Genomic DNA, 18,849 nt, shown 5'->3' on the forward strand with positions numbered 1-18,849 from the left:
TGGTCGTCATGGTGACGAGCGCTGCCCCATGGAGCAGCCGTCATGGCATCGCAGCTCGCGAGCGCTGGCGGCGCGGTCATCGGTCTCTGGGATGCTCCGCCAACCGGATCTCGCAGAGATACGCTCGGTGAGGCACGGACCCGCTGATCGGGTCGATCGCCCCGTTCCCGATCAGGAGGTTGTAGTTCGCGCCGTCGGGACTGAACGGCTCGTAGCCGGGCGCTCCCACGTCCCGACACGCCTGCCACCAGCCGTGCTGTCCGCAGACCACGTCCGGCTGCAGAGTATCGTTCAGCCGCGCCCGCGCACGCACGCTCCCGTCGGGCGTCTCGATGCTGACCCAGTCGCCCGCCGCGATTCCCCGTTTCGCCGCGGCACTGGGATGCAGCTCGACCTCGGGGTCCATCGCCTTGCGCCGCAGGCTGGGAAGCGCGCGGTGCTGGCTCTCGCAGAACAGGGTGTGCTTGGTGCACGTGAGGATCAGCGGATAGCGCTCCACGAGATCCGGACGGGACACCGGACCGACCAGCGGCTCCTGGTACTCCGGCAGCGGCGGATAGCCATGCGCGAGCAGGGTCTCCGAGTACAGCTCGATCTTGCGCGTGGGCGTGTCGAAGCTCACCGGGACACCGTCGACCTCGTCGGCGAACTTGCGGTAGCGCGTCTCGAGCGCGACGCGCGCACCCTCGGGGTGGTCGCGCAGCCAGTCGAGCGAGAGTCCCGAGGGCCCGAGCTGGCGGCGGTAGGCCGCGTCGATGTTCCCCTGCCAGAAGTGATCGCCGAGACCGAGACCGACGGCGAGGACGAAGACGATCTCGGTATCGGAACGCGCCTCGCCGGGGGGCGCGGCCACGGGTCGGCGCAGCTGGACCAACGACTGCGCCTCGGGGCTCACCTCGAAGCCGAGCTTGAGCGCCTCGCGCTCGAACCCGCTCGCCACCGGAAGGACGATGTCGGCGAGCTCCGCCGTGGGGTTCATGAACAGGTCCGCGTGGACGTAGAAGTCGAGCGCGGCCAGCGCCTCGCGCCCGCGCAGGACGTCGCCGTGCGACAGCAGGAGGTTGGTGCCGAATCCGACGAGGCCTCGCACCGCATAGGGCTTGCGGTCGAGGATGCCTCGGTACAGCTCGTCGGTCGTCGCGAATCCCCATCGCGCCGGGCCGAGCGGGCGTTCCGCGACGCCGAGCCCCACGGCGGGCCGCTCCGGCTGCGGCAGTCCCTGGCTCCCGACGACGGGCGTGGGGATTGCGGGGAAGAGCACGTTGCCGCCCCGTGCATCGAAGCTGCCCGTCAGCACGGAGAGCTGCGCGATCGCGCGTGCGATCTGGGTCGCGTTCGTCTGCATCTCGACGCCGCTCCACGCGTAGTACGCGAGGGGCCTCGCCTCCCACAGGAGCCGCGCTGCGTGCTCGACCTCACCTCGTTCGACGCCGGTGATCGACTCCACTCGCTCCGGCGAATAGGTGCGGCAGCGCGCGGCCGCGAGATCGAAGGCGGTCCGGCAGTGCACGCCGCCCGTCGGCGTCTCCAGAGCGTACTCGCCGAACAGGGCGAGGTCCGCGGAGTCGACCTCGTACCGTCCACGGGCGGGATCGTAGACGGTGGGGCGGCCGGCAGGCCGATCCCAAGCCACGTAGCGTCCCCGGTCCCCGCCCTCCGAGAGGTCGGCCTCGGTGAGGAGGCGGCCCGTATCCGAGCGAACGAGCAGCGGGCCGTTCGTCCACTCACGGATGAACGGCTCGTCGAACCAGCCGCGCTCGATCATCACCCCGGCGATCCCCAGGGCGAGCGCGCCGTCAGTGCCCGGGCGCACCCGCAGCCACGCGTCGGCCCGCCGAGCCGGTTCGGTGCGTCGTGGGTCGACCACGACGAGGCGTGCCCCGCGCTTCTGTGCCGCGATGGTCGCGGTCGCGTGGCTGAGCCGCGCGTGGTTGGGGTTGTAGCCCCAGAAGAGGATACAGCCGGCGTTCTCGAGGTCGGGCAGGTAACGTCCCGGCACCGGCGCGCCGAACGTGAAGCCCGTCGCGAAGTACCGGCCCCAGCCGCACAGCTCCATCGCGACGACGAGGTTCGGGCTGCCGAAGGTGCGCGTCAGCCGTTCGACCCAGGCCATCGAGTCGTCCGACGCCGAGGTCGAGGGCGAGACCAGGCTGAATGCGACGCTCTCGGGCCCGGACTCCGCGGCGAGCGCGCGGAGCCGCGACGCGGTGAGCTCCAGCGCTTCGTCCCAGCCGATCCGTTGCCAGCCCGGGTCGGGATCGCCCTTCGGACGCGTGCGCCTCAACGGGTATTTCAGGCGGTCGCGGTGATAGACGAGCTCTGGCCCGGCCCGGCCCTTCGCACAGAGCGCCTGGCCAGTGGGATGCGACGGGTCGGGATCGAGGCGGACGAAGCGTCCCCCCTCGACGGTAGCGATCGCGCCGCAGCGCGAGACGCACAGCGCGCAGTACGTGGAGACGCGCTCCGATGTCGTGCTGCCGGCCGCCATCGTCTGTGCCCTTGGCCGTGATGCTGCCACCGGAGAAGCCCCTCGGCGTGCTGGCCGGGGAGCGTGCGCCTCCGCCGCGCACCTGGAGCCCCGATAACATCAGCATGGCTGGTGCGGCGGCCTGGCTGCCTTCCTGGGTCCGCGCTGGTCTCTCGAACGAGCCAGCAAGGATGAGCGCGTGACACCTGACGACGTCCTCGCCCAGCTTCCGAACGGGATGCACGACGCGAGCATCCGCGAGATGCGGGTCCAGTTCGGGCGCCAGCTCGTCACCCTCGACATGGACTTCTGGGTCGGCGACATGGACGCTCATGGTGAATCGCGAACGCCCGCGGGGGCGATGCAGTCCCGGAGGTGGTCGGACTGCCGGCGCGTCAATTGCGGTGACGGCGCTGTTCGCTAAGAACATTCCGGCCGCTTGCTCTTGGAGGAGACGCAGCATGGACCGATTCACCGGCGGTTGCCTGTGCGGCAACGTCCGCATCGTGGCCTCGGGACTCCCTTACCGGGTCGGCCTCTGTCACTGTCTCGACTGCCGCAAGCATCATGGGGCGCTCTTTGGCGCTTCGGCCGTGTTCCCTCAGGATGCAGTGACGATCGATGGCGAGACACGCGACTACGCCGGGCGGTTCTTCTGTCCCCGCTGCGGCTCGTCCGTTTTCGGACGCACCGCAGACGAGATCGAAGTGAACCTGGGATCCCTGGATGCCCCTGACCAGCTGAAGCCGACCTACGAAAGCTGGACCATCCGGCGCGAGTCCTGGTTGCCGCCGTTCCCGCTCACCCGACATTACGACCGCGATCGTGACGCCTCGGGTCGCTTCGAGGAGTAGGTCGACGCGAAGGCAGCCGCGAGGCGCCCAAGGATTGGCGGGGTGAGCCACGAGACCGTGCGGTGAGCCGTCTTCGCTTCCTGACGCGCTAACCCCCGCATGGCGGGTCTTTCCTGGCAGAGAAGCTACCTCACGGAGAGCGGCACGAGTAACCAGGTCGGTACCGGGCGACCCTCCGGGTCGCGACCGGGTTTCCAGGAGCACCGAGAGACGGCCTGCCACACCGCACACGCGAACTCGCGTTCCACGCTCCGGGACATCCACTGAAGCCCGGCCGGCCTTCCATCTGCAAGCACCACGAACCTGAACGTCACCGGACGCTGCGGAAGCTTCGTTTTATCGATGTGGGGCAGGCTACGAGATATTTCCGACCCGACGCAGCTCGGGTTCACGCTGCTGGGCCGCTGGTACCCCGCCGTCGTATCGTGGACGTCGGTCGGGACCTCCGCCGCCGCGACGAGATCACACTCGAGCTGGGCGGAGGCAGCGGGCGAGGCGTGCGCACCGGGGGGAGATCATGAAGTACGACGGCGACGGCTCGTTCCCGTGAGTGCGTCGCGCCATGCGATGATGCGGCGCATGAGCGGCATCGCGTTCGTCGAATTGTTCGCGGTCGCGCTACTTGGGGCGACTGCATGGCTCGCCAAGAGATCCCGAGTGCGGATCTCGACGACGATCTCCGTGATGGGACTCATCGTCACGATCTTCATGACGGTCATCATCGGCGGGGCCGCTCAGAAGAGCCCGGAGCAGATCTCCTTCTTCACCTAGTGCCGCCATTTATCTGGGAGGTGTCGCTCTCTCGCTGGTGTTCACGGTCCTGATCTTCGCCGGTCGCTGGCAGAGCCGAGAGGGAGCGACGCTCGAGCGCGGCACGAAGACCCTGGTTCGCGGAGCGCCGGCGTCTCGCAGGCGTTCGTGAGCGCGGCGCCAGCGCTAGTGGCCAGGCGATGCGGAAGCCCGCTCCCTCACCCGAATGAAGAGATGATGAGCGGTGGATGATGCCCTCGTACGCTCGGCCAGCGGGAGGGTCACGCGGAGCGCAGGCGTGGAGATGTCTCGCGGATGTGGCTCGCTGGATCGAGCACCCGGCGTGATCCGTCAGCGTGCCTTCGAGTCTTCCCGCGGGACGGCACGGATGTCGCCCGTCTCCTCGATCTCGAACGGAACGCTCGCGAGGATCCCGGCGATGCTGCGCTCGAGCTCCGGCGTCGCCTGGACCACGTACACCTTCGCGCAGGGAGCGCCCGAGCAGAGCCCGCGCGCGGTGCCCGTCACGCCCGCGAGCGCGAGGAGCTCATCGGTACGCTTCCGGAGCACGTCGTCGATCGCGTCCGCCGTCATGCTCGCCTCCTTCTGCGGCTCCGAGCCGCGCGCGTCAGGGCGCGGCCATGCGGCGGCCAGCGCCGCCAGCGCCAGCAGCGGCGCGAGACCGCATGGGCGCCTTCGTCGCGACGTGATGCCGGCCCGGGCGCTCACTCCCCCTCGATCGTCACGCCGAACGCTTGCAGCACGGGACCGATCGGGTTGGCGATGGCGTACTTACCGCTCGAGCTGCCCGCGAACAGGAGCCCCACCGGCTTTCTGTCCGGGTCGGTGACGAGCAGCGAGCCCGAGTCGCCCGGCTTGATGAACGGGCCAGCGGACGTGACCGTGACCTGGTTGACGAACCGCGCGACTCCTGCCGAGCCGTAGTCGACGTTCACCGTCACGTTGACCCCGGTGATGGTGCCGCGAGTGAGCGCCGAGGTGCGCCCGAACTTCTGGACCGCGAGGTCGAGGGCAGGTGTCGCCGTCGTCGTCCGTGGCATGCCGTATCCGCCGGGAGGCGTGCTCGTCCCGAGCGAGCGGAGGCCCGTGTCGTAGTTCACCTCGGCGATCGCTGCGTCGATGGTGTTCGAGGCCGAGGTCGAGAACGTGATGCGGCCCGAGGCGGCGAGCCGCCCGAGCTGGTCGGCGGGATCGAAGCTGCACTGCGTATCGTACAGCCCGGGCTGGGCGATGATCTCGCCTGGCGAGCCCGCATTCTCTCGCGCGTACACGTGATTGTTGCTCAGCGCGTAGTGCTTGCCGCCACCCGCCACCCGCGCCCCGATCGTGCCGGCAGAGCACTCGTTCGCGTTTCCGGTCGAGACGCCGATCGGGACCGGATCGCCGAACCGGCTCTTCGGCGAGGCGCCGCCACCCCGCTTCGCCTCGGGCGACAGCATCGCGTGGAACCTGCCGGTCACCTGAACCTCGACCGGCACGTCGTCGATCCGCCCCGGGAGGTGGCCGAGGTTCACGCGGCCGTCGCTGAACACCAGGATGGACGCCCCCCCGTTGCCGGCCAGCCCGACCGCGGTCCCGACGACACCCGCGATGGAGAGCAGGCGCGGGTTGGCCCGCTCCTGCGCGGCGATCGCCTGCTCCAGCCCGGGCGGTGCATTCTCGGCCGCGACGCCGCCCGACGCGCCCGGGGAGTCGGGCCCGACGCCGGCGCGCGCGTGCGTCACGCCTACGCGGCCCGCCTGCAGCCCAGCCACGAGCAACGCTCCGATGAGCAGGAGCCTCACGAGCCGCCTCGAACCGGGCCTCGTCACGTCGGCCATGTCGGACCCCCTGTCCTTGTGAGCGATGCCCCCGTCTACCACGCCCGGATGCGGGAGGAGCGGCGCCAGCGGGTTCGCTCGTCTGGGCCGCCCGGGAGGGAAGCAGTGCGCCTGCTCGCCTCGACCGGCCGCCCGTCTCCGGATGAGATCGAGAGCGAGTGAAGCGGGTTGACGAGGCCAGAAGCAGCCGGCTGGGCTTCACCCTGGTCGCTTCGCCGACCGGACGTTGACGCCCGTCACCTGGAACTTCCGCGTGACCCTTTCCTTGGACGTGCCGAGGAAGGGATCGAACCGCTCGCGGACTTCCGCGGCGATGAACCCGAGCTCGCCGAGGAGCGACAGGAGCTCCGCCTCCGGCAGAGCACCGCCAATTCAACCCGACCAGAGATCGATGTCGCTCCGGATCGACTCCGGAAGCTCCGAGCGGACCACGATGTCGGCATACAGGAACCGGCCCGCTGGACGAAGTACCCTGAACACCTCCGAGAAGGCGCGGCGCTTGTCAGGCGCGAGGTTCAACACGCCGTTCGAGATGACGAAGCCCACCGAGCCGCTCTCGACCGGGAGCTCGAGCGCGTCCCCCTGACGCAGCTCCACGTTCGTCAGCCCCGCAGCCGCCGCCGCGGCCTCCGCCTTCCGGAGCATCGACTGCGTCATGTCGATGCCGATGGCGCGCCCGCCGGGTCCGGCCGCTTTCGCGGCAAGCAGAAGGTCCGTGCCGGCGCCGCAGCCGATGTCGACGACCGTGGATCCCGCGGTGATGGTCTCCATCCGCAGCGGGTTACCCACGCCGGCGAACGACTCGACCGCGAGCGGCGGCAGGGCGGCGAGCGCGGCTCGGTCGTAGCGAAGGAAGTCCACTGCATAGTCGAGCCCGCGGTGGAAGTGGAACTCGCCGTCCGGGGCCGAGGCGACACGAGAGTAGATGGACTGAATCTCCGCCCGGAGCCTGGCAGTATCGAGATCGACAGGGCACGCCACGGCCATGGAAGCCTCACCCGCGGAAACACCGCGCGTGGGGATCTGCCGGCGGCGTTGCTCACGAGCACGCGAAACGCCGAGATACTCATCGGACGGGTGGGAACCTCCCCAAGAGATTCCTTACGCCCCGCCACCGGCGACGCCGGTCCACGAGCGCCAGGCGCTGTACGGGACCGGGCCCGGGAAGCTCCGAGGAGAGCCGCTTGCCAGCTCGCCCTGGTGGCACCGGAACAGGAGTGCGAGCATCGACGGCGCCATGCTCTCTGAACCGCGCGCGCTCGGCATCGAAAGCCTTCACGAAAAGTACGGTGAGCGCATCCGCCGCTACCTTGAACGCCTGGTCGGCTCGGCGGACGCCGAGGATCTCGCGCAGGACGTGTTCGAGAAGGCGCAGCGCGCCGTCGGCACCTTCCGGCGCGACTCGCGTGTCTTGACGTGGCTCTATCGCATCGCAACGAACGCGGCCATCGACCGGCTGAGGACCGCCGGACGGTACGTCGATGTCGAGCGACACGACGACGAGACCGACCCGCTCGACGCGGCGCGCTCCGCGGAGGCGACGCACGAGCGTTCTCTCGATGGCGAGGTGGACCGCACGCGGATGAGGGCGTGCATCCTGGACGTCGTCGAGCAGCTCCCCACCAGCCAGCGTGCTGCGATCCTGCTCGGGGAGCTTCGCGGGTTGAGCGACCGCGAGCTCGCCGAGGCGCTCGGCGTGTCACTGGGAGCCGCAAAGATCCGGCTACATCGAGCGCGCGGGGCTCTGAAGGCCGCCCTGGAGCGCGCCTGTACGTTCGAGCGCGACGAGCAGAACGAGTTCGCCTGCGCCCCCAAGCCCGGGCTCGTTTCGCTCGGCCGCGGAAAGTAGACCACCCGTATCCTTTCCGAGCCCCGTTCGTCCACGGAGGAGACGCACCCTTTCGTCCCTGAGATGGGTCGGGGCCAGGAGAAGCTCCCATGCCGTGGTGTGGATACTGGGGAACGACAGGCACTGATTACTGGTGGGTCCTGCCGCTCATCGGCCTCGTCTTCATGGCCTTCATGTTCTTCGCCTGCTTCCGCGGCTTCGGATGCGCCGAGCGTGCGCACCGACGCTCGATCTTGCGCGTTGCGGCTCGATTCCTGCCGCACTAGTTCGCGAGAGGTCGCGCGTTGCGGCGGGAGGGTCGGCGTGAGTGAGCGCGAGCGGTATCCACCTGGCGTCCCCTGCTGGGTCGACACCCTGCAGCCGGATCCGCGAGGTGCGCTGGATTTCTACGGCGCCCTGTTCGAATGGGAATTCACGGGCCCGGGCCCGGGGGCAGCCGATCCCTCGAGCCAGTACTTCATCGCCCGAGTGAGAGGTCGCGACGTGGCGGGGATCGGCTCGCGCTGGAACGGCCATCCGCGCGCGATGTGGAACACCTATGTCCGCGTGGACAGCGCCGACGGAGCGGTCGCGGCGGCGAAGCGGGCCGGCGGAAGCGTTCTCCAGCCGCCATTCGACGTTCCCCCCGCTGGCCGCGCAGCCGTGCTCGCGGATCCCGCGGGCGCGCCCTTCTGCGTGTGGGAGGCCAGGGCTCGCGAGGGCGCGCAGCTCGTGAACGAGCCGCGCACGTGGTCGATGAGCTCGCTCCACTCCTCGGATCCCGAGAGCGCCACGGCGTTCTATGGCGCGGTGTTCGGCTGGCGTCCCGACGTGTTCGACGCGGGCGGAGTCCAGATCACGCTATGGCGACTTCCGGGATTCGTCGGCGGCGAGCCGGAGCAACCCGTGCCTCGCGACGTCGTCGCGGTGATGGTGCCCGCCGCCGACCGCGGATCGTCGCCGCGCTGGCACGTCGACTTCTGGGTGGCCGGCGCCGACGCGGTGGCGGACCGTGCGGCGGGGCTCGGCGGCACGGTGGTCGTCCCTCCGCACGACTCGCCCGGGTTCAGGAGAGCCTTGATCGCCGACCCACAGGGCGCGACGTTCTGGATCGACGAGCTGACTGCGGGCCCAGCCCGGCGCTGACTCCGCACTTCGGTGGGCCCGCGTGCCGATTCGCCTGCAGCGGGTCAAGCGCGCTGGGATGATGCCGGACCCCACCAGCGCGAGCCGATGTCACTCGCGGTCCACCGCCGTCGGTGACGAATTGCCTGTGGTGGGCCACGACCGATGATGGTGTGAACGAGCCCGGTGACCACCTCGAGTCCTGCCGTCGCGTCGGCTGGCGTGAACGCTCGTCTGCTCGAGCCCGCGGTGCTCGAGGGGATCCGCGTCCGCCGCCTCGACGGCGCGCGGACCTGGAAGTACCTGGACTGAAGACCGCCCCGGCTGAAGCTGCCGTCGTCCCCTGCTGGCGACGAGCACGCGCGTCAGCGCCGCCGATCGCGATAAAGCCGGCGCAGCTCCTTCGACACCGACTTCCAGCGCTCGCGCTCCCCCCGCGCCGCGCCGCCCTCGCGCCGCGCCGCCTGCCTCGCGAGCTCGAGCGCGAGCTTGCGGTGGCTCTCGACGCGCGCGGCGTCGAGGCGCCCGCCGGCGATCGCCTCCCGGACGGCGCACCCGGGCTCGGCCGCGTGGGAGCAGTCCCGGAACCGGCAGCGCGCCGCGATCGCGGCGAGGTCCTCGAACGTCGCGTCGAGCCCGCCCGCGTCCCAGAGCCGGAGCTCGCGGATCCCCGGACCGTCCACGAGCGCACCGCCGCCGGGCAGCAGGAAGAGCTCGCGTGCCGAGGTCGTGTGGACGCCGCGGTCGTCGGCGGCACGCACCGGCGCGGTGCGCTGCGCCTCGCGGCCGAGGAGCGCGTTCGTGAGGGTGGACTTGCCTGCTCCGGAGGGGCCCACGAGGACGCCGGTGCGGTCGGGGCGGAGCCGCGCCGCGAGCGCGGCGACACCCTCGCCCGTGAGGCCGGACGCGACCTCGACGTCCACGGCGGGCGCGGCGGCGCGGGCCTCGGCGAGCGCGGAGGCGAGGTCCTCCGCCCGGTCCGGCTTCGTGAGGACGATCACGGGCTCCGCGCCGCCCGAGTACACCGCCGCGAGGGTCCGCTCGAGGCGGCGCGGGTTCGAACCCTCGTCGAGCCCCTGCACGACGAACACGACGTCCACGTTGGCGGCGAGCACCTGCTCCGCAGTGGCGCCGCCCGCGACGTTGCGGGAAAGCCAGGTGCGACGCTCGAGGACGCGCGTGACGGTACGATCGGGCGCGGGGGTCGCGACGACGAAGTCGCCCACCACCGGGAGGACGCCTTCGGCGCGCAGCCGACCCGGCACGACGACCGGGTGGGCGCCGTCCGGGAACCGGACGAGGAGGCCGCGGCCGCGATCCGCGACCGCGCGGCCGACGAGGGAGGACTGGAGCTCCTCCACCGTGAGCTGGGAGGAGAAGAAGGGACCGAAGCCGATGAGCTCGGGATGGACCAAGGCGTGCCTCGAAAGCGCGAGTGACGGACGGGATCCACGCCGCGCGATGGCGGTGGCGGGATCCGACAGGACGCGTCACCTGCCGTTCGGCGGGCGACGCGGACTCGGGCTAGCGGGCACGATCCACGCGTCCGGAATAAACCGGAGCCGGGTGCGCAGGCAAGCGGCGCGTTGGCGCGCGCTTGTCGCAGGACCAGACCATCGATCGGACGGGCGAGCTCCAGACCGTCTCGAGGGCTCTTGCGAGTGGCGCCCTGAGTCGCGCCCGAGCCCGCAGGACAGCCGCAGCGCCCGGGCGCCGTCCCCCACCCTCCCCGCGCCGCCCCACCACCATTGGGTGGTCGGACGGATAGCCGGTGGGCGGTGGGCGGGCTGCCTTCATCGCAGCGCCCTGCCCAACTCCATGTTATGAAAGCCGTTGGCAGCCCACCCGCGGCCATGGCGCTGGCTTCGATTCCCGCGCCTCCACTCGAGCTGACAGCGGGTTTCGGACGACACCCCGACGGCCTGGGTGGCGTCCGGGTTCTGTACGCCGCGCGTCGAGAGCTTCATCTTCTGGGCTCGTCCGGACGGTACTTCGGACGACCCGCGCAGATGCGCTGCGGAACGGGCAGTTCACAGCGAAGCACTCACGAACAAGGAGAGAGATGAGCGAGAAGGAAGCCGGTATCGAGGTGCAGGGCAGGGTGGAGGAGTCGAGCGGCAGCATGTATCGCGTGAAGCTCGATCAGGGCCCGATCGTGCTGGCCTACCCCTCCGGCAAGATGAAGCGGTTCCGCATCCGCATCATCACGGGCGACCGGGTGAAGGTGGAGCTCTCGCCGTACGACCTGACCCGCGGCCGCATCACCTACCGCGACAAGTAGCCCACGAGCCGCCCGGTTCGTGGCGGGCTCGGCGGTGGCTGCTCGGGATCGAATGAGCCGGCGCGAGCCGGCTCATTCTCCTCGGCCGTGGGTCGCTCCAGAGAGCACCCGCTCGCTTCCCTGCGCAGGGTCCCGCAGTCCAGCTCAGCCGTTCGTGCGGGCGAGTCCGCTTTAGCTGAAGCGACCCAGCCACTCGCGCTCCCAGGCATCCTTGGCGCGGTGGGACTCGGCGGACGGCGCTTCGAGCGAGACCACGGGGACCGGCTCGGCGAAGAAATCACCCTTCCCGTGGGCCGTCGCGCCGTCGCCCGTCTCGACCCAGCACTCTCCGATCCCGACGTAGGGCTCGGAGGGCTGTCCGCCCAGGATCTCCGCAGCGATGGAACGCGCCACGATCCGCGCCTCGCCCTCTGCGAACGTCGCGGCCTTCGGGAGCGGCTTTCCCATCTTCAGCGGGATCCCGGTCACGTCGCCGATGGCCCACACCCGCTCGAACCGGGTGCGCAGGGTGCCCCGATCGACCGGAACCCACCCGCCCTGCGCGGCGAGCCCCGCGTCGCTCACGACACGGGGCGCCCGGTGCGGCGCGACGAACGCGAGAAGATCGTACGCGGCCTCCGCACCGTTCGCGAACCGAAGCCGCCTCGCGGGCGCGTCTGCCGCGACGATCTGGTGGTCCGGGTGGTACCCGATCCCCTTTGCAGCCAGCAGGTCGCGGACCGCGGCCGAGACTTTCGGCCCCGCGACGCCCATCGGCGCCGGCTCCGCGGCGTACAGATCGAAAGCCACCTTCTCGCGGACGCCGCGCCTGCGAAGGCTCGATTCGATGAGCTGTGCCGCTTCGTACGGCGCGGCGGGGCACTTGTACGCCGGCGCTGCGGTGAGGACGACGAGCCGTCCTCCCGCGAAAGACGCGAGCGCGTCCCGGAGCGCCACCGCGCCCTCGAGCGTGTAGAAGGAATGACCGGACTCCACCAGCCCCGCGACGGCGGAGGGATCGAGGTCCGCCCCGACGGCCACGACGAGGTGATCCGCCTCGAGGCGGCGTCCCCCGACCTCCACGCTCCGGCGCGACGGGTCTATCCGCTCGATGTCGCCGGTGACGACCTCGACTCCGTGCCGCGCGAGCGCAGTCATGGGTCGCGAGATCTCCTCCGGACGACGCTCGCCGACGATGACGCGCAGCAGCGAGGCCCCCAGCACGAAGCGGTCCGCACGCTCGACCACGGTGATCCGGTGCTCCGCCGGGAGCTGCGCCCGCAGCTCCATCGCGACGACGCTCCCCCCTACCCCGCCTCCCAAGATCACGACGCTCGCGCCCATGTCCGCCTCCAGTTCGCGGCGCCGCTGAAGGCGGCTTCCGCGTGCACCTCGCACCTCGACGGCGCTGCGATTCGCCGTCCCATGCATGCCGTCGTCATGCCGCTCCCGGCTCGGGCGGCGGCGCATTGGGCACGAGCACGATCTTGCCCGCCACGCCCCCGCTCCCGAGCAGCTCCTGCGCCTGTCTCGCTTCCTCGAGCGGGAATCGCTGCGCGATGAGCGGCCTGATCTTTTGCTGTCGGAGGAGGTCGAGCAGGGCGATCAGGTCCTGCCGAAACCAGGCAGGCTTGAGCCGCTTGAGCGTCTGGATGCTGTACGGGACCACGCGTCTCCGGCCCGGGAGAAGCCAGCCGGCGGCGATGTACGCCGCGAAGATGGCGGTTCCGCGAAAGCGTTGACGCCGGCCTGGACGACTCGAGGTCAATCCCTCCCCACGGATCGAGCTCACGAGGCCGTAACCCACCACCCTCCCGCCACGACGAAGCGCCTTGCGCGACTGCCAGAGGTGCTCGCCTCCGAGAGGATCGAAGACGACGTCCACGCCCTCACCGGTGAGGCGTCGAATCTCTTTCACGAAGTCCTGACGCTGGTAGTCGATGGGGATACCGCCCAGGTCGGAGACGACCGGCGCCCCGCGCGAAGAGGCGGTCCCGTACAGCTCCAGCCCGCCCACGCCCCCGAGCTGCAACAACGCCGTCCCGACCCCGCCTGCCGCGCCGTGAATCAGCGCGCGCTGGCCCGGTCCGACCTTCGCGGAACGATGCATCATCTGGTAGGCCGTGACGTAGTTCAGCACGAGGCAGACCGCCTCGGCGGGGTCCAGCCCGGGTGGCACCGGAACCAGCTCACGCTGGGGCAGGCAGACGAATCCCGCGTACGCTCCGTGGATCGGCATGGCGGCGACGCGCTGGCCTGGTACGACGCCGCCGACCCCGCCGCCGAGCCGATCCACCACGCCAACCAGATCCCACCCCGGCGTGAAGGGCACCGGGGGCGTCTCGGGGTGAATGCCCTCGCGCGCCATGATGTCGGGCAAGGAGACGCCTGCGGCCAGCACCCTCACCCGCACCTCGCCCTCCTTCGGCTCGGGGACCTCCTCCTCGACCACTCGAAGTGCATCGGGCCCGCCGTAGCGAGTGACGATGATGCGCGTGTGTCTCATGGTGACGACGGCGTCGCGAGGGACTCGGGCTCGTGGTGAGCACCCGTGCGCGAGGCCCCGCGGCAGCTTCGATCGCGATCCGGGGCCTGCTCGAGTCGATCGCTGGGCCCTCCTCCGAGGCGATCGGTACGACCGGGACGGTCAGCTGCGCTTCGAGCGCGCCTTCTTGGTGGCGCCGGCCTTTCGCCGCTGCTTGTTCACGGTGCGCGCGGCGATCTGCTTCGCGCGGCGAGAACCCGCGCCGCGCTTCACGGCCGACTGCTTGATGTGCTCGTACTGCCGCTTCCGTTTGGGACTCTTCACGCCTCTCGGGGGCATTGGGCCCTCCTCTCGCGGGAGACGTAGCGACCCGTGCGCTTCCGTGCCATGTCCACCCGGGAAGGGGCCAAGCTCGGTTCGCGACGTCCGCGCTCGGGATGCTGCCAAGCGAGCAGCGAGATCGTCTTCCTGAGCGGCTCTCGACCTCGCAGCTCGAAGCCGCGCGCGTGTCGCTGAGGCGCGGTGACCGGTCAGCGATCGTCACCGACGAGCGCCGCCGCCCCGACCACGCGGCCAGCGACGAGGCGCACCCGCCATACGCCGCCGTTCGGGATGAAGCGCGGCGGCGCGACCGGCGCGGGCCCCGGCTGGCTGCTGAGGGCGGCGACGAGGAATGCCCGCATCACGCCGCCGTGGGTCACGAGCACGGCCGGCGACTCGAGCCGCTCGGCGGCCCGCCCGATCGCAGGGACGACGCGCGCGAGCAGCGCGTCCATGGACTCGCCGGCGGGCGGCGGCGCGCGCGGGTCGGACACGTGGCGCGCCCACTCCTCCGGGAACCGCCTCTCGCACTCGCACCGGGTGAGGCCCTCCCAGTGGCCGTAGGCGCGCTCGCGCAGGTCCGCGTCCACGAACGCGACCTCCAGCCCGAGCGCCTCGCCCACGATCTCCGCGGTGCCGCGGGCGCGGCAGAGGTCGCTCGTCGCGATCGCGCGGACCCCCTCCGCGCGCAGCCGCGCCGCGAGCGCGAGCGCCTGCGCTCGTCCGGTCGCGTTGAGCGGCACGTCCGTCTGACCCTGCCACCGCCCGGCGGCGTTCCAGTCGGTCTCGCCGTGGCGCACGAGGAGCAGGTGTCGTTCGGTCGGCGGCATCGGACGAACGTCTACGCTGCCCGGGCGGAAACGGCAGTGCGCATCACTTGGACGTGAGCTCCGCCGCGAGCGTTGTCTCTTCACGGCTCAGCTCGGACGGTCCCTCCGTCAGCACGGTCCAGTAGCTCACCCCGGTGGGCCCGTCGAGCTTGCCGTCACGCACCGCGCGCGCGATGCGCGACCGCACCTCGTGCTCGTCCGCGGGCTCGGCGACGAAGACGACTCGCAAGCCAATCCTCCGACCGGAGCGGCTGCCGACGTTCGACTGGTGGGGCCAGCGGCACGCGCCCTCGTGCTCCCAATGGCCGCACAGGTTCACGGTCACCGCTGCGCCCGGGGCCTGAGGGTCGCCATCGCGTTCGAGCTCGATCGATGCCTCGTGCACGAACCCTTTCCGCATGGGCGGACATTAAGCGCGGAGACGCTCCTGCGCATGGGGCGTCGAGCGGATCGGCGCCGGGTTGCGAAACGCCACCGGTTGTGCCAGGGTGCGCGCGCGCGACGCCGTCGAGGTGGGTGAACGGCGTACAGGTCCACACCCGTCGGCCCGCTGGCGCGAAATTCCGGCCACGCCCGACGGGTTCGACACGAGCGGCGCCCATGCTGGCCAGCCGGTTCGCCGGCGAGCGGCGCCGCGCACCGAATCGCCCATATCGCTCAATCCGCCCCGCAGGTGGAGGTAAGACGTGTACACGGATTTCTCGAAGCTCCGGAACATCGGGATCTCGGCCCATATCGACAGCGGCAAGACCACGCTGACGGAGCGCATCCTCTTCTACACGAACCGGATCCACGCCATTCACGAGGTGAAGGGCAAGGACGGCGTCGGCGCCAAGATGGATTCGATGGAGCTCGAGCGCGAGCGCGGCATCACCATCGCCTCCGCCGCGACGCACTGCGAGTGGAAGGGGCTCCACTTCAACATCATCGACACCCCCGGGCACGTCGACTTCACCATCGAGGTCGAGCGGTCGCTGCGCGTGCTGGACGGCGCGATCCTGGTGCTCTGCTCCGTCGCGGGCGTTCAGAGCCAGTCGCTCACCGTCGACCGCCAGATGCGGCGCTACAGGGTGCCGCGCCTCGCGTTCGTCAACAAGTGCGACCGCTCCGGCGCGAACCCGCTCCGCGTGAAGGATCAGCTCCGCGAGAAGCTCCAGCACAACCCCGTGCTGATGCAGCTCCCGATCGGCCTCGAGGACAAGTTCGAGGGCGTGGTCGACCTCGTGACCATGAAGGCGGTCCGCTTCAGCGGCAAGGACGGCGAGGTCATCACCGAGTCGGAGATCCCCGCGGAGCTGCAGGAGCAGGCGGCGAAGGCGCGCGAGGAGATGCTCGACGCCGCGTCGATGTTCTCCGACGAGCTGACCGAGGCGATCCTCGAGGATCGGGTCACCGAGGAGCTCGTCAAGGCGGCGATCCGCAAGGGCACGATCGAGCTGAAGCTCACGCCCGTGTTCATGGGCTCGGCGTACAAGAACAAGGCCGTCCAGAAGCTGCTCGACGGCGTGGTCGACTACCTCCCCGATCCCACCGAGGTGGTCAACGAGGCCCACGACCTCGCCGCCGACGAGCAGAAGGTCGTGCTCTCGATCGACAACGACAAGCCCACCGTGGCGCTCGCGTTCAAGCTCGAGGACGGCCGGTACGGTCAGCTCACGTACCTGCGCATCTACCAGGGCCGGCTCTCGCGCGACATGTTCATCACGAACATGCGCACGAAGAAGGATCACCGGGTCGGACGGCTCGTGCGCATGCACTCCGACGAGATGGAGGACATCGACGCCGCCGGCTCCGGCGACATCGTCGCGATGTTCGGCATCGAGTGCAACTCCGGCGACACGTTCACCGATGGCAAGGTCAAGCTCAACATGACCTCGATGCACGTGCCGGATCCGGTGATCTCCCTCTCCATCAAGCCGGCCGACTCGAAGAGCGAGACCAACATGGGGAAGGCGCTCCGGCGCTTCACCCGCGAGGACCCGACGTTCCGCGCCGGCATCGACGAGGAGAGCGGCGAGACGATCATCCGCGGGATGGGCGAGCTTCACCTCGAGGTCTACATCGAGCGCATGAAGCGTGAGTACAACGCGCTCGTCGAGGTGTCCCCGCCCCAGGTCGCCTACCGCGAGACCGTGAGCCAGCGCGCCGAGTTCGCCTACACGCACAAGAAGCAGACCGGCGGGTCGGGGCAGTTCGGCCGGGTGTGCGGCTACATCGAGCCCTGCGAGCAGCCGTACGAGTTCGTCGACGACGTGGTGGGCGGCGCGATCCCCCGCGAGTTCATCTCCGCGGTCGAGAAGGGCTTCCGCTCGATGCTCGGCAAGGGGCGGCTGCTCGGCTTCCCCGTGGTGAACGTGCGCGTCGTCATCAACGACGGCGCGAGCCACGCGGTCGACTCGTCCGACATCGCCTTCCAGGAGGCCGCGCGCGGCGCCTGGCGCGAGGGCTTCGATCGCGCGAAGCCGCGCCTGCTCGAGCCCATCATGCGGGTCGGCGTCGAGACGCCCTCCGAGTTCTCCGGCGGCGTCCTCGGCACGCTCATGCAGCGGCGCGCGATGATCGTCGGCTCGCAGGAGGACGGCGGGCTGGTCCGCATCGAGGCCGAGGTGCCCCTCGCCGAGATGTTCGGGTACTCCACGACCCTCCGGTCCTCGACGCAGGGCAAGGCGGAGTTCAGCATGGAGTTCTCCCGGTACCTGCCGGTCCCGACGGCGATGGCCGAGGAGCTCATGTCCAAGGCGGCCGGCAAGAAGGCCGCGGAGGGCGGCAAGAAGTAGATCCCGTCCGGCGCCCATGATCCGGCAGGAAGCGATCCTCCAGAGCCCGCTGCGGATACTCGACCGCTCCATCCGCGGCGGGCTCGGGAAGGGTCACCTGGGCGTGATCGTGGCGCCTGCGGGCGTCGGGAAGTCTGCTTGCCTCGTGCAGCTCGGGCTGGACGCCCTGCTGCGCGAGAAGCCGGTCCTCCACGTCGCGGTCGGCCAATCCGTGGAGCACGTCTCCGCGCGCTACGACGCGCTCTTCGACGAGCTCGCCGAGGGTGTCGGGCTGGCCGACCGCGGGGGCGTGCGCGAGGCCATCGCCCACCGGCGGCTCATCTGGTCGTCGGTGGAGCGCGCCTTCGGCGTGCGGGGGCTCGAGGAGGCGCTGGCCGCGTTCCAGGCGCACCTCCAGCACGGTCCCCGCGCCATCCTCGTCGACGGCTTCGCCTGGGAACAGCCCGCGTGCGCCGCCACGGTCGGCGGGTTCAAGGCGAGCGCGGCCCGCGTCGGCGCCGAGATCTGGATGACGGCGCGAGCCCGCGAGCTCGCCGGCGCCCGGCGCATCGCCCCGCTGTCGGACGAGTGCGCCGCGCTCGTCGACGTCGCCATCTCCCTCGAGCCGCACGGACGGCATGCCCGGCTGACGCTGGCGAAGGACTTCGAGCGGTTCCCCGGGATCGAGGTCCCCCTCGTGCTCGAGGGCGGCCGGCTGCGGCCGCCGAGAGACGACGAGGCTTCGGCGCCGGACGAGCTCTCCCCGGAGTCGTTCACGCTGCTGGCGAGCGGCTCCGCGGGCGCCGAGGAGGAGTTCGGCGCCTGCGCCGAACGATGGGGCGTCCGGGAGGTGAACTTCACGTTCGGCGGCCGTCACGACCTCGCGCGGACGCGCGGGCTCGTCGAGCTGAGCGAGGACGAGCTCAAGGTGGGCGAGGTCAGCGCCGCCTACCTGAAGGCGCACCTGCACCGTGCGCTCCCCGAGCCGGGGGAGCAGCGGCGCGTGCTCCAGGCGATCTGGCACCAGGTGAGCACGGCCGGCGAGGTGTTCGCCGTCGGCGCCGTCGCCGCCGACGAGCCGGCGCACGGCGCGACGGGCTGGGCCGTGGAGCTTGCGCGGCACTGGGGAAAGCCGGTCCACCTCTTCGACCAGGAGCAGAAGCGCTGGTTCCGGTGGAACGAGCGGGACTGGGTCGCCGAGGAGCCTCCCGCCATCAGGCGCGAGAGGTTCGCGGGCACCGGCACGCGAGACCTCTCCGACGACGGTCGCGCGGCGATCCGTGCGCTGTTCGAGCGGAGCTACGGGGCTCCGCGGTTCTAGCCAGCCTCCCT

At 70.6% G+C, this 18,849-nt stretch carries 17 protein-coding genes; 7 read left to right on the forward strand and 10 right to left on the reverse strand.

All coding sequences use genetic code 11. The annotated features are described in order from the left end of the window. Positions 1 to 76 precede the first annotated feature (76 nt). Positions 77 to 2,488 carry a molybdopterin-dependent oxidoreductase gene (locus MNZ39_RS11300; RefSeq protein ID WP_242338450.1) on the reverse strand — a complete coding sequence of 804 codons (2,412 nt, stop codon included), beginning with the start codon at positions 2,486 to 2,488 and terminating at the stop codon, positions 77 to 79. A 178-nt stretch (positions 2,489 to 2,666) separates the two neighbouring features. On the opposite strand from MNZ39_RS11300, the gene MNZ39_RS11305 reads away from it, so the two are divergent. Beyond that, positions 2,667 to 2,891, forward strand: coding sequence for a hypothetical protein (locus MNZ39_RS11305; RefSeq protein WP_242338451.1), 225 nt, complete (start codon positions 2,667 to 2,669; stop codon positions 2,889 to 2,891). 37 nt (positions 2,892 to 2,928) lie between these two features. Beyond that, positions 2,929 to 3,321 carry a GFA family protein gene (locus MNZ39_RS11310; protein WP_242338453.1) on the forward strand — a complete coding sequence of 131 codons (393 nt, stop codon included), beginning with the start codon at positions 2,929 to 2,931 and terminating at the stop codon, positions 3,319 to 3,321. A gap of 1,101 nt (positions 3,322 to 4,422) precedes the next feature. Here MNZ39_RS11310 and MNZ39_RS11315 read toward each other — a convergent pair. From MNZ39_RS11315 to MNZ39_RS11325, 3 genes are all read right to left on the reverse strand, one after another. Continuing rightward, positions 4,423 to 4,665: a hypothetical protein gene (locus MNZ39_RS11315; protein WP_242338455.1), complete on the reverse strand. Its 243-nt coding sequence runs from the start codon at positions 4,663 to 4,665 to the stop codon at positions 4,423 to 4,425. A 131-nt stretch (positions 4,666 to 4,796) separates the two neighbouring features. Further along, entirely contained in the window at positions 4,797 to 5,876 is a 1,080-nt protein-coding gene (locus tag MNZ39_RS11320) for a S1 family peptidase (RefSeq protein WP_242338457.1), read from the reverse strand. A 408-nt stretch (positions 5,877 to 6,284) separates the two neighbouring features. After that, positions 6,285 to 6,899 carry a methyltransferase domain-containing protein gene (locus tag MNZ39_RS11325; protein WP_242338459.1) on the reverse strand — a complete coding sequence of 205 codons (615 nt, stop codon included), beginning with the start codon at positions 6,897 to 6,899 and terminating at the stop codon, positions 6,285 to 6,287. On the opposite strand from MNZ39_RS11325, the gene MNZ39_RS11330 reads away from it, so the two are divergent. Both MNZ39_RS11330 and MNZ39_RS11335 read left to right on the forward strand, forming a co-directional pair. Next, on the forward strand, positions 6,898 to 7,761 hold the full coding sequence (locus tag MNZ39_RS11330; protein WP_242338461.1) for an RNA polymerase sigma factor: 864 nt from the start codon (positions 6,898 to 6,900) through the stop codon (positions 7,759 to 7,761). The genes MNZ39_RS11325 and MNZ39_RS11330 overlap by 2 nt on opposite strands. 213 nt (positions 7,762 to 7,974) lie before the next feature. Further along, positions 7,975 to 8,886 (forward strand): VOC family protein, encoded by a 912-nt coding sequence (locus MNZ39_RS11335; protein WP_242338463.1) that lies wholly within the window; start codon positions 7,975 to 7,977, stop codon positions 8,884 to 8,886. A gap of 344 nt (positions 8,887 to 9,230) precedes the next feature. Here the strand turns inward: MNZ39_RS11335 and rsgA are convergent, their stop codons facing one another. After that, positions 9,231 to 10,280, reverse strand: a complete 1,050-nt coding sequence (rsgA, locus tag MNZ39_RS11340) for a ribosome small subunit-dependent GTPase A (protein ID WP_242338465.1) — start codon at positions 10,278 to 10,280, stop codon at positions 9,231 to 9,233. 647 nt (positions 10,281 to 10,927) lie between these two features. On the opposite strand from rsgA, the gene infA reads away from it, so the two are divergent. Then, positions 10,928 to 11,146 carry a translation initiation factor IF-1 gene (infA, locus tag MNZ39_RS11345; protein ID WP_012097610.1) on the forward strand — a complete coding sequence of 73 codons (219 nt, stop codon included), beginning with the start codon at positions 10,928 to 10,930 and terminating at the stop codon, positions 11,144 to 11,146. A gap of 171 nt (positions 11,147 to 11,317) precedes the next feature. Here infA and MNZ39_RS11350 read toward each other — a convergent pair whose 3' ends face one another. From MNZ39_RS11350 to MNZ39_RS11370, 5 genes are all read right to left on the reverse strand, one after another. Then, entirely contained in the window at positions 11,318 to 12,469 is a 1,152-nt protein-coding gene (locus MNZ39_RS11350; protein ID WP_242338467.1) for an NAD(P)/FAD-dependent oxidoreductase, read from the reverse strand. A 94-nt stretch (positions 12,470 to 12,563) separates the two neighbouring features. Next, the gene (locus MNZ39_RS11355) at positions 12,564 to 13,577 is read right to left on the reverse strand and encodes a zinc-binding dehydrogenase (RefSeq protein WP_242338469.1); all 1,014 of its coding nucleotides are present in this window, start codon (positions 13,575 to 13,577) and stop codon (positions 12,564 to 12,566) included. A gap of 195 nt (positions 13,578 to 13,772) precedes the next feature. Further along, positions 13,773 to 13,949: a hypothetical protein gene (locus MNZ39_RS11360; RefSeq protein ID WP_242338471.1), complete on the reverse strand. Its 177-nt coding sequence runs from the start codon at positions 13,947 to 13,949 to the stop codon at positions 13,773 to 13,775. A gap of 191 nt (positions 13,950 to 14,140) precedes the next feature. Continuing rightward, complete coding sequence (locus MNZ39_RS11365; RefSeq protein WP_242338472.1) at positions 14,141 to 14,761, reverse strand: histidine phosphatase family protein; 621 nt, start codon at positions 14,759 to 14,761, stop codon at positions 14,141 to 14,143. A 43-nt stretch (positions 14,762 to 14,804) separates the two neighbouring features. Continuing rightward, complete coding sequence (locus tag MNZ39_RS11370) at positions 14,805 to 15,161, reverse strand: hypothetical protein (RefSeq protein ID WP_242338474.1); 357 nt, start codon at positions 15,159 to 15,161, stop codon at positions 14,805 to 14,807. Between the two features lie 286 nt (positions 15,162 to 15,447). Here MNZ39_RS11370 and fusA point away from each other — a divergent pair, with 286 nt between their 5' ends. Together fusA and MNZ39_RS11380 are read left to right on the forward strand one after the other, a co-directional pair. Beyond that, entirely contained in the window at positions 15,448 to 17,538 is a 2,091-nt protein-coding gene (gene fusA, locus MNZ39_RS11375) for an elongation factor G (protein ID WP_242338476.1), read from the forward strand. 16 nt (positions 17,539 to 17,554) lie between these two features. Beyond that, on the forward strand, positions 17,555 to 18,838 hold the full coding sequence (locus tag MNZ39_RS11380; RefSeq protein WP_242338478.1) for a hypothetical protein: 1,284 nt from the start codon (positions 17,555 to 17,557) through the stop codon (positions 18,836 to 18,838). The last annotated feature ends 11 nt before the right edge of the window (positions 18,839 to 18,849 follow it).

The sequence above is a fragment of the Anaeromyxobacter sp. SG66 genome (genome assembly GCF_022690805.1).
Lineage (GTDB): Bacteria > Myxococcota > Myxococcia > Myxococcales > Anaeromyxobacteraceae > Anaeromyxobacter > Anaeromyxobacter soli.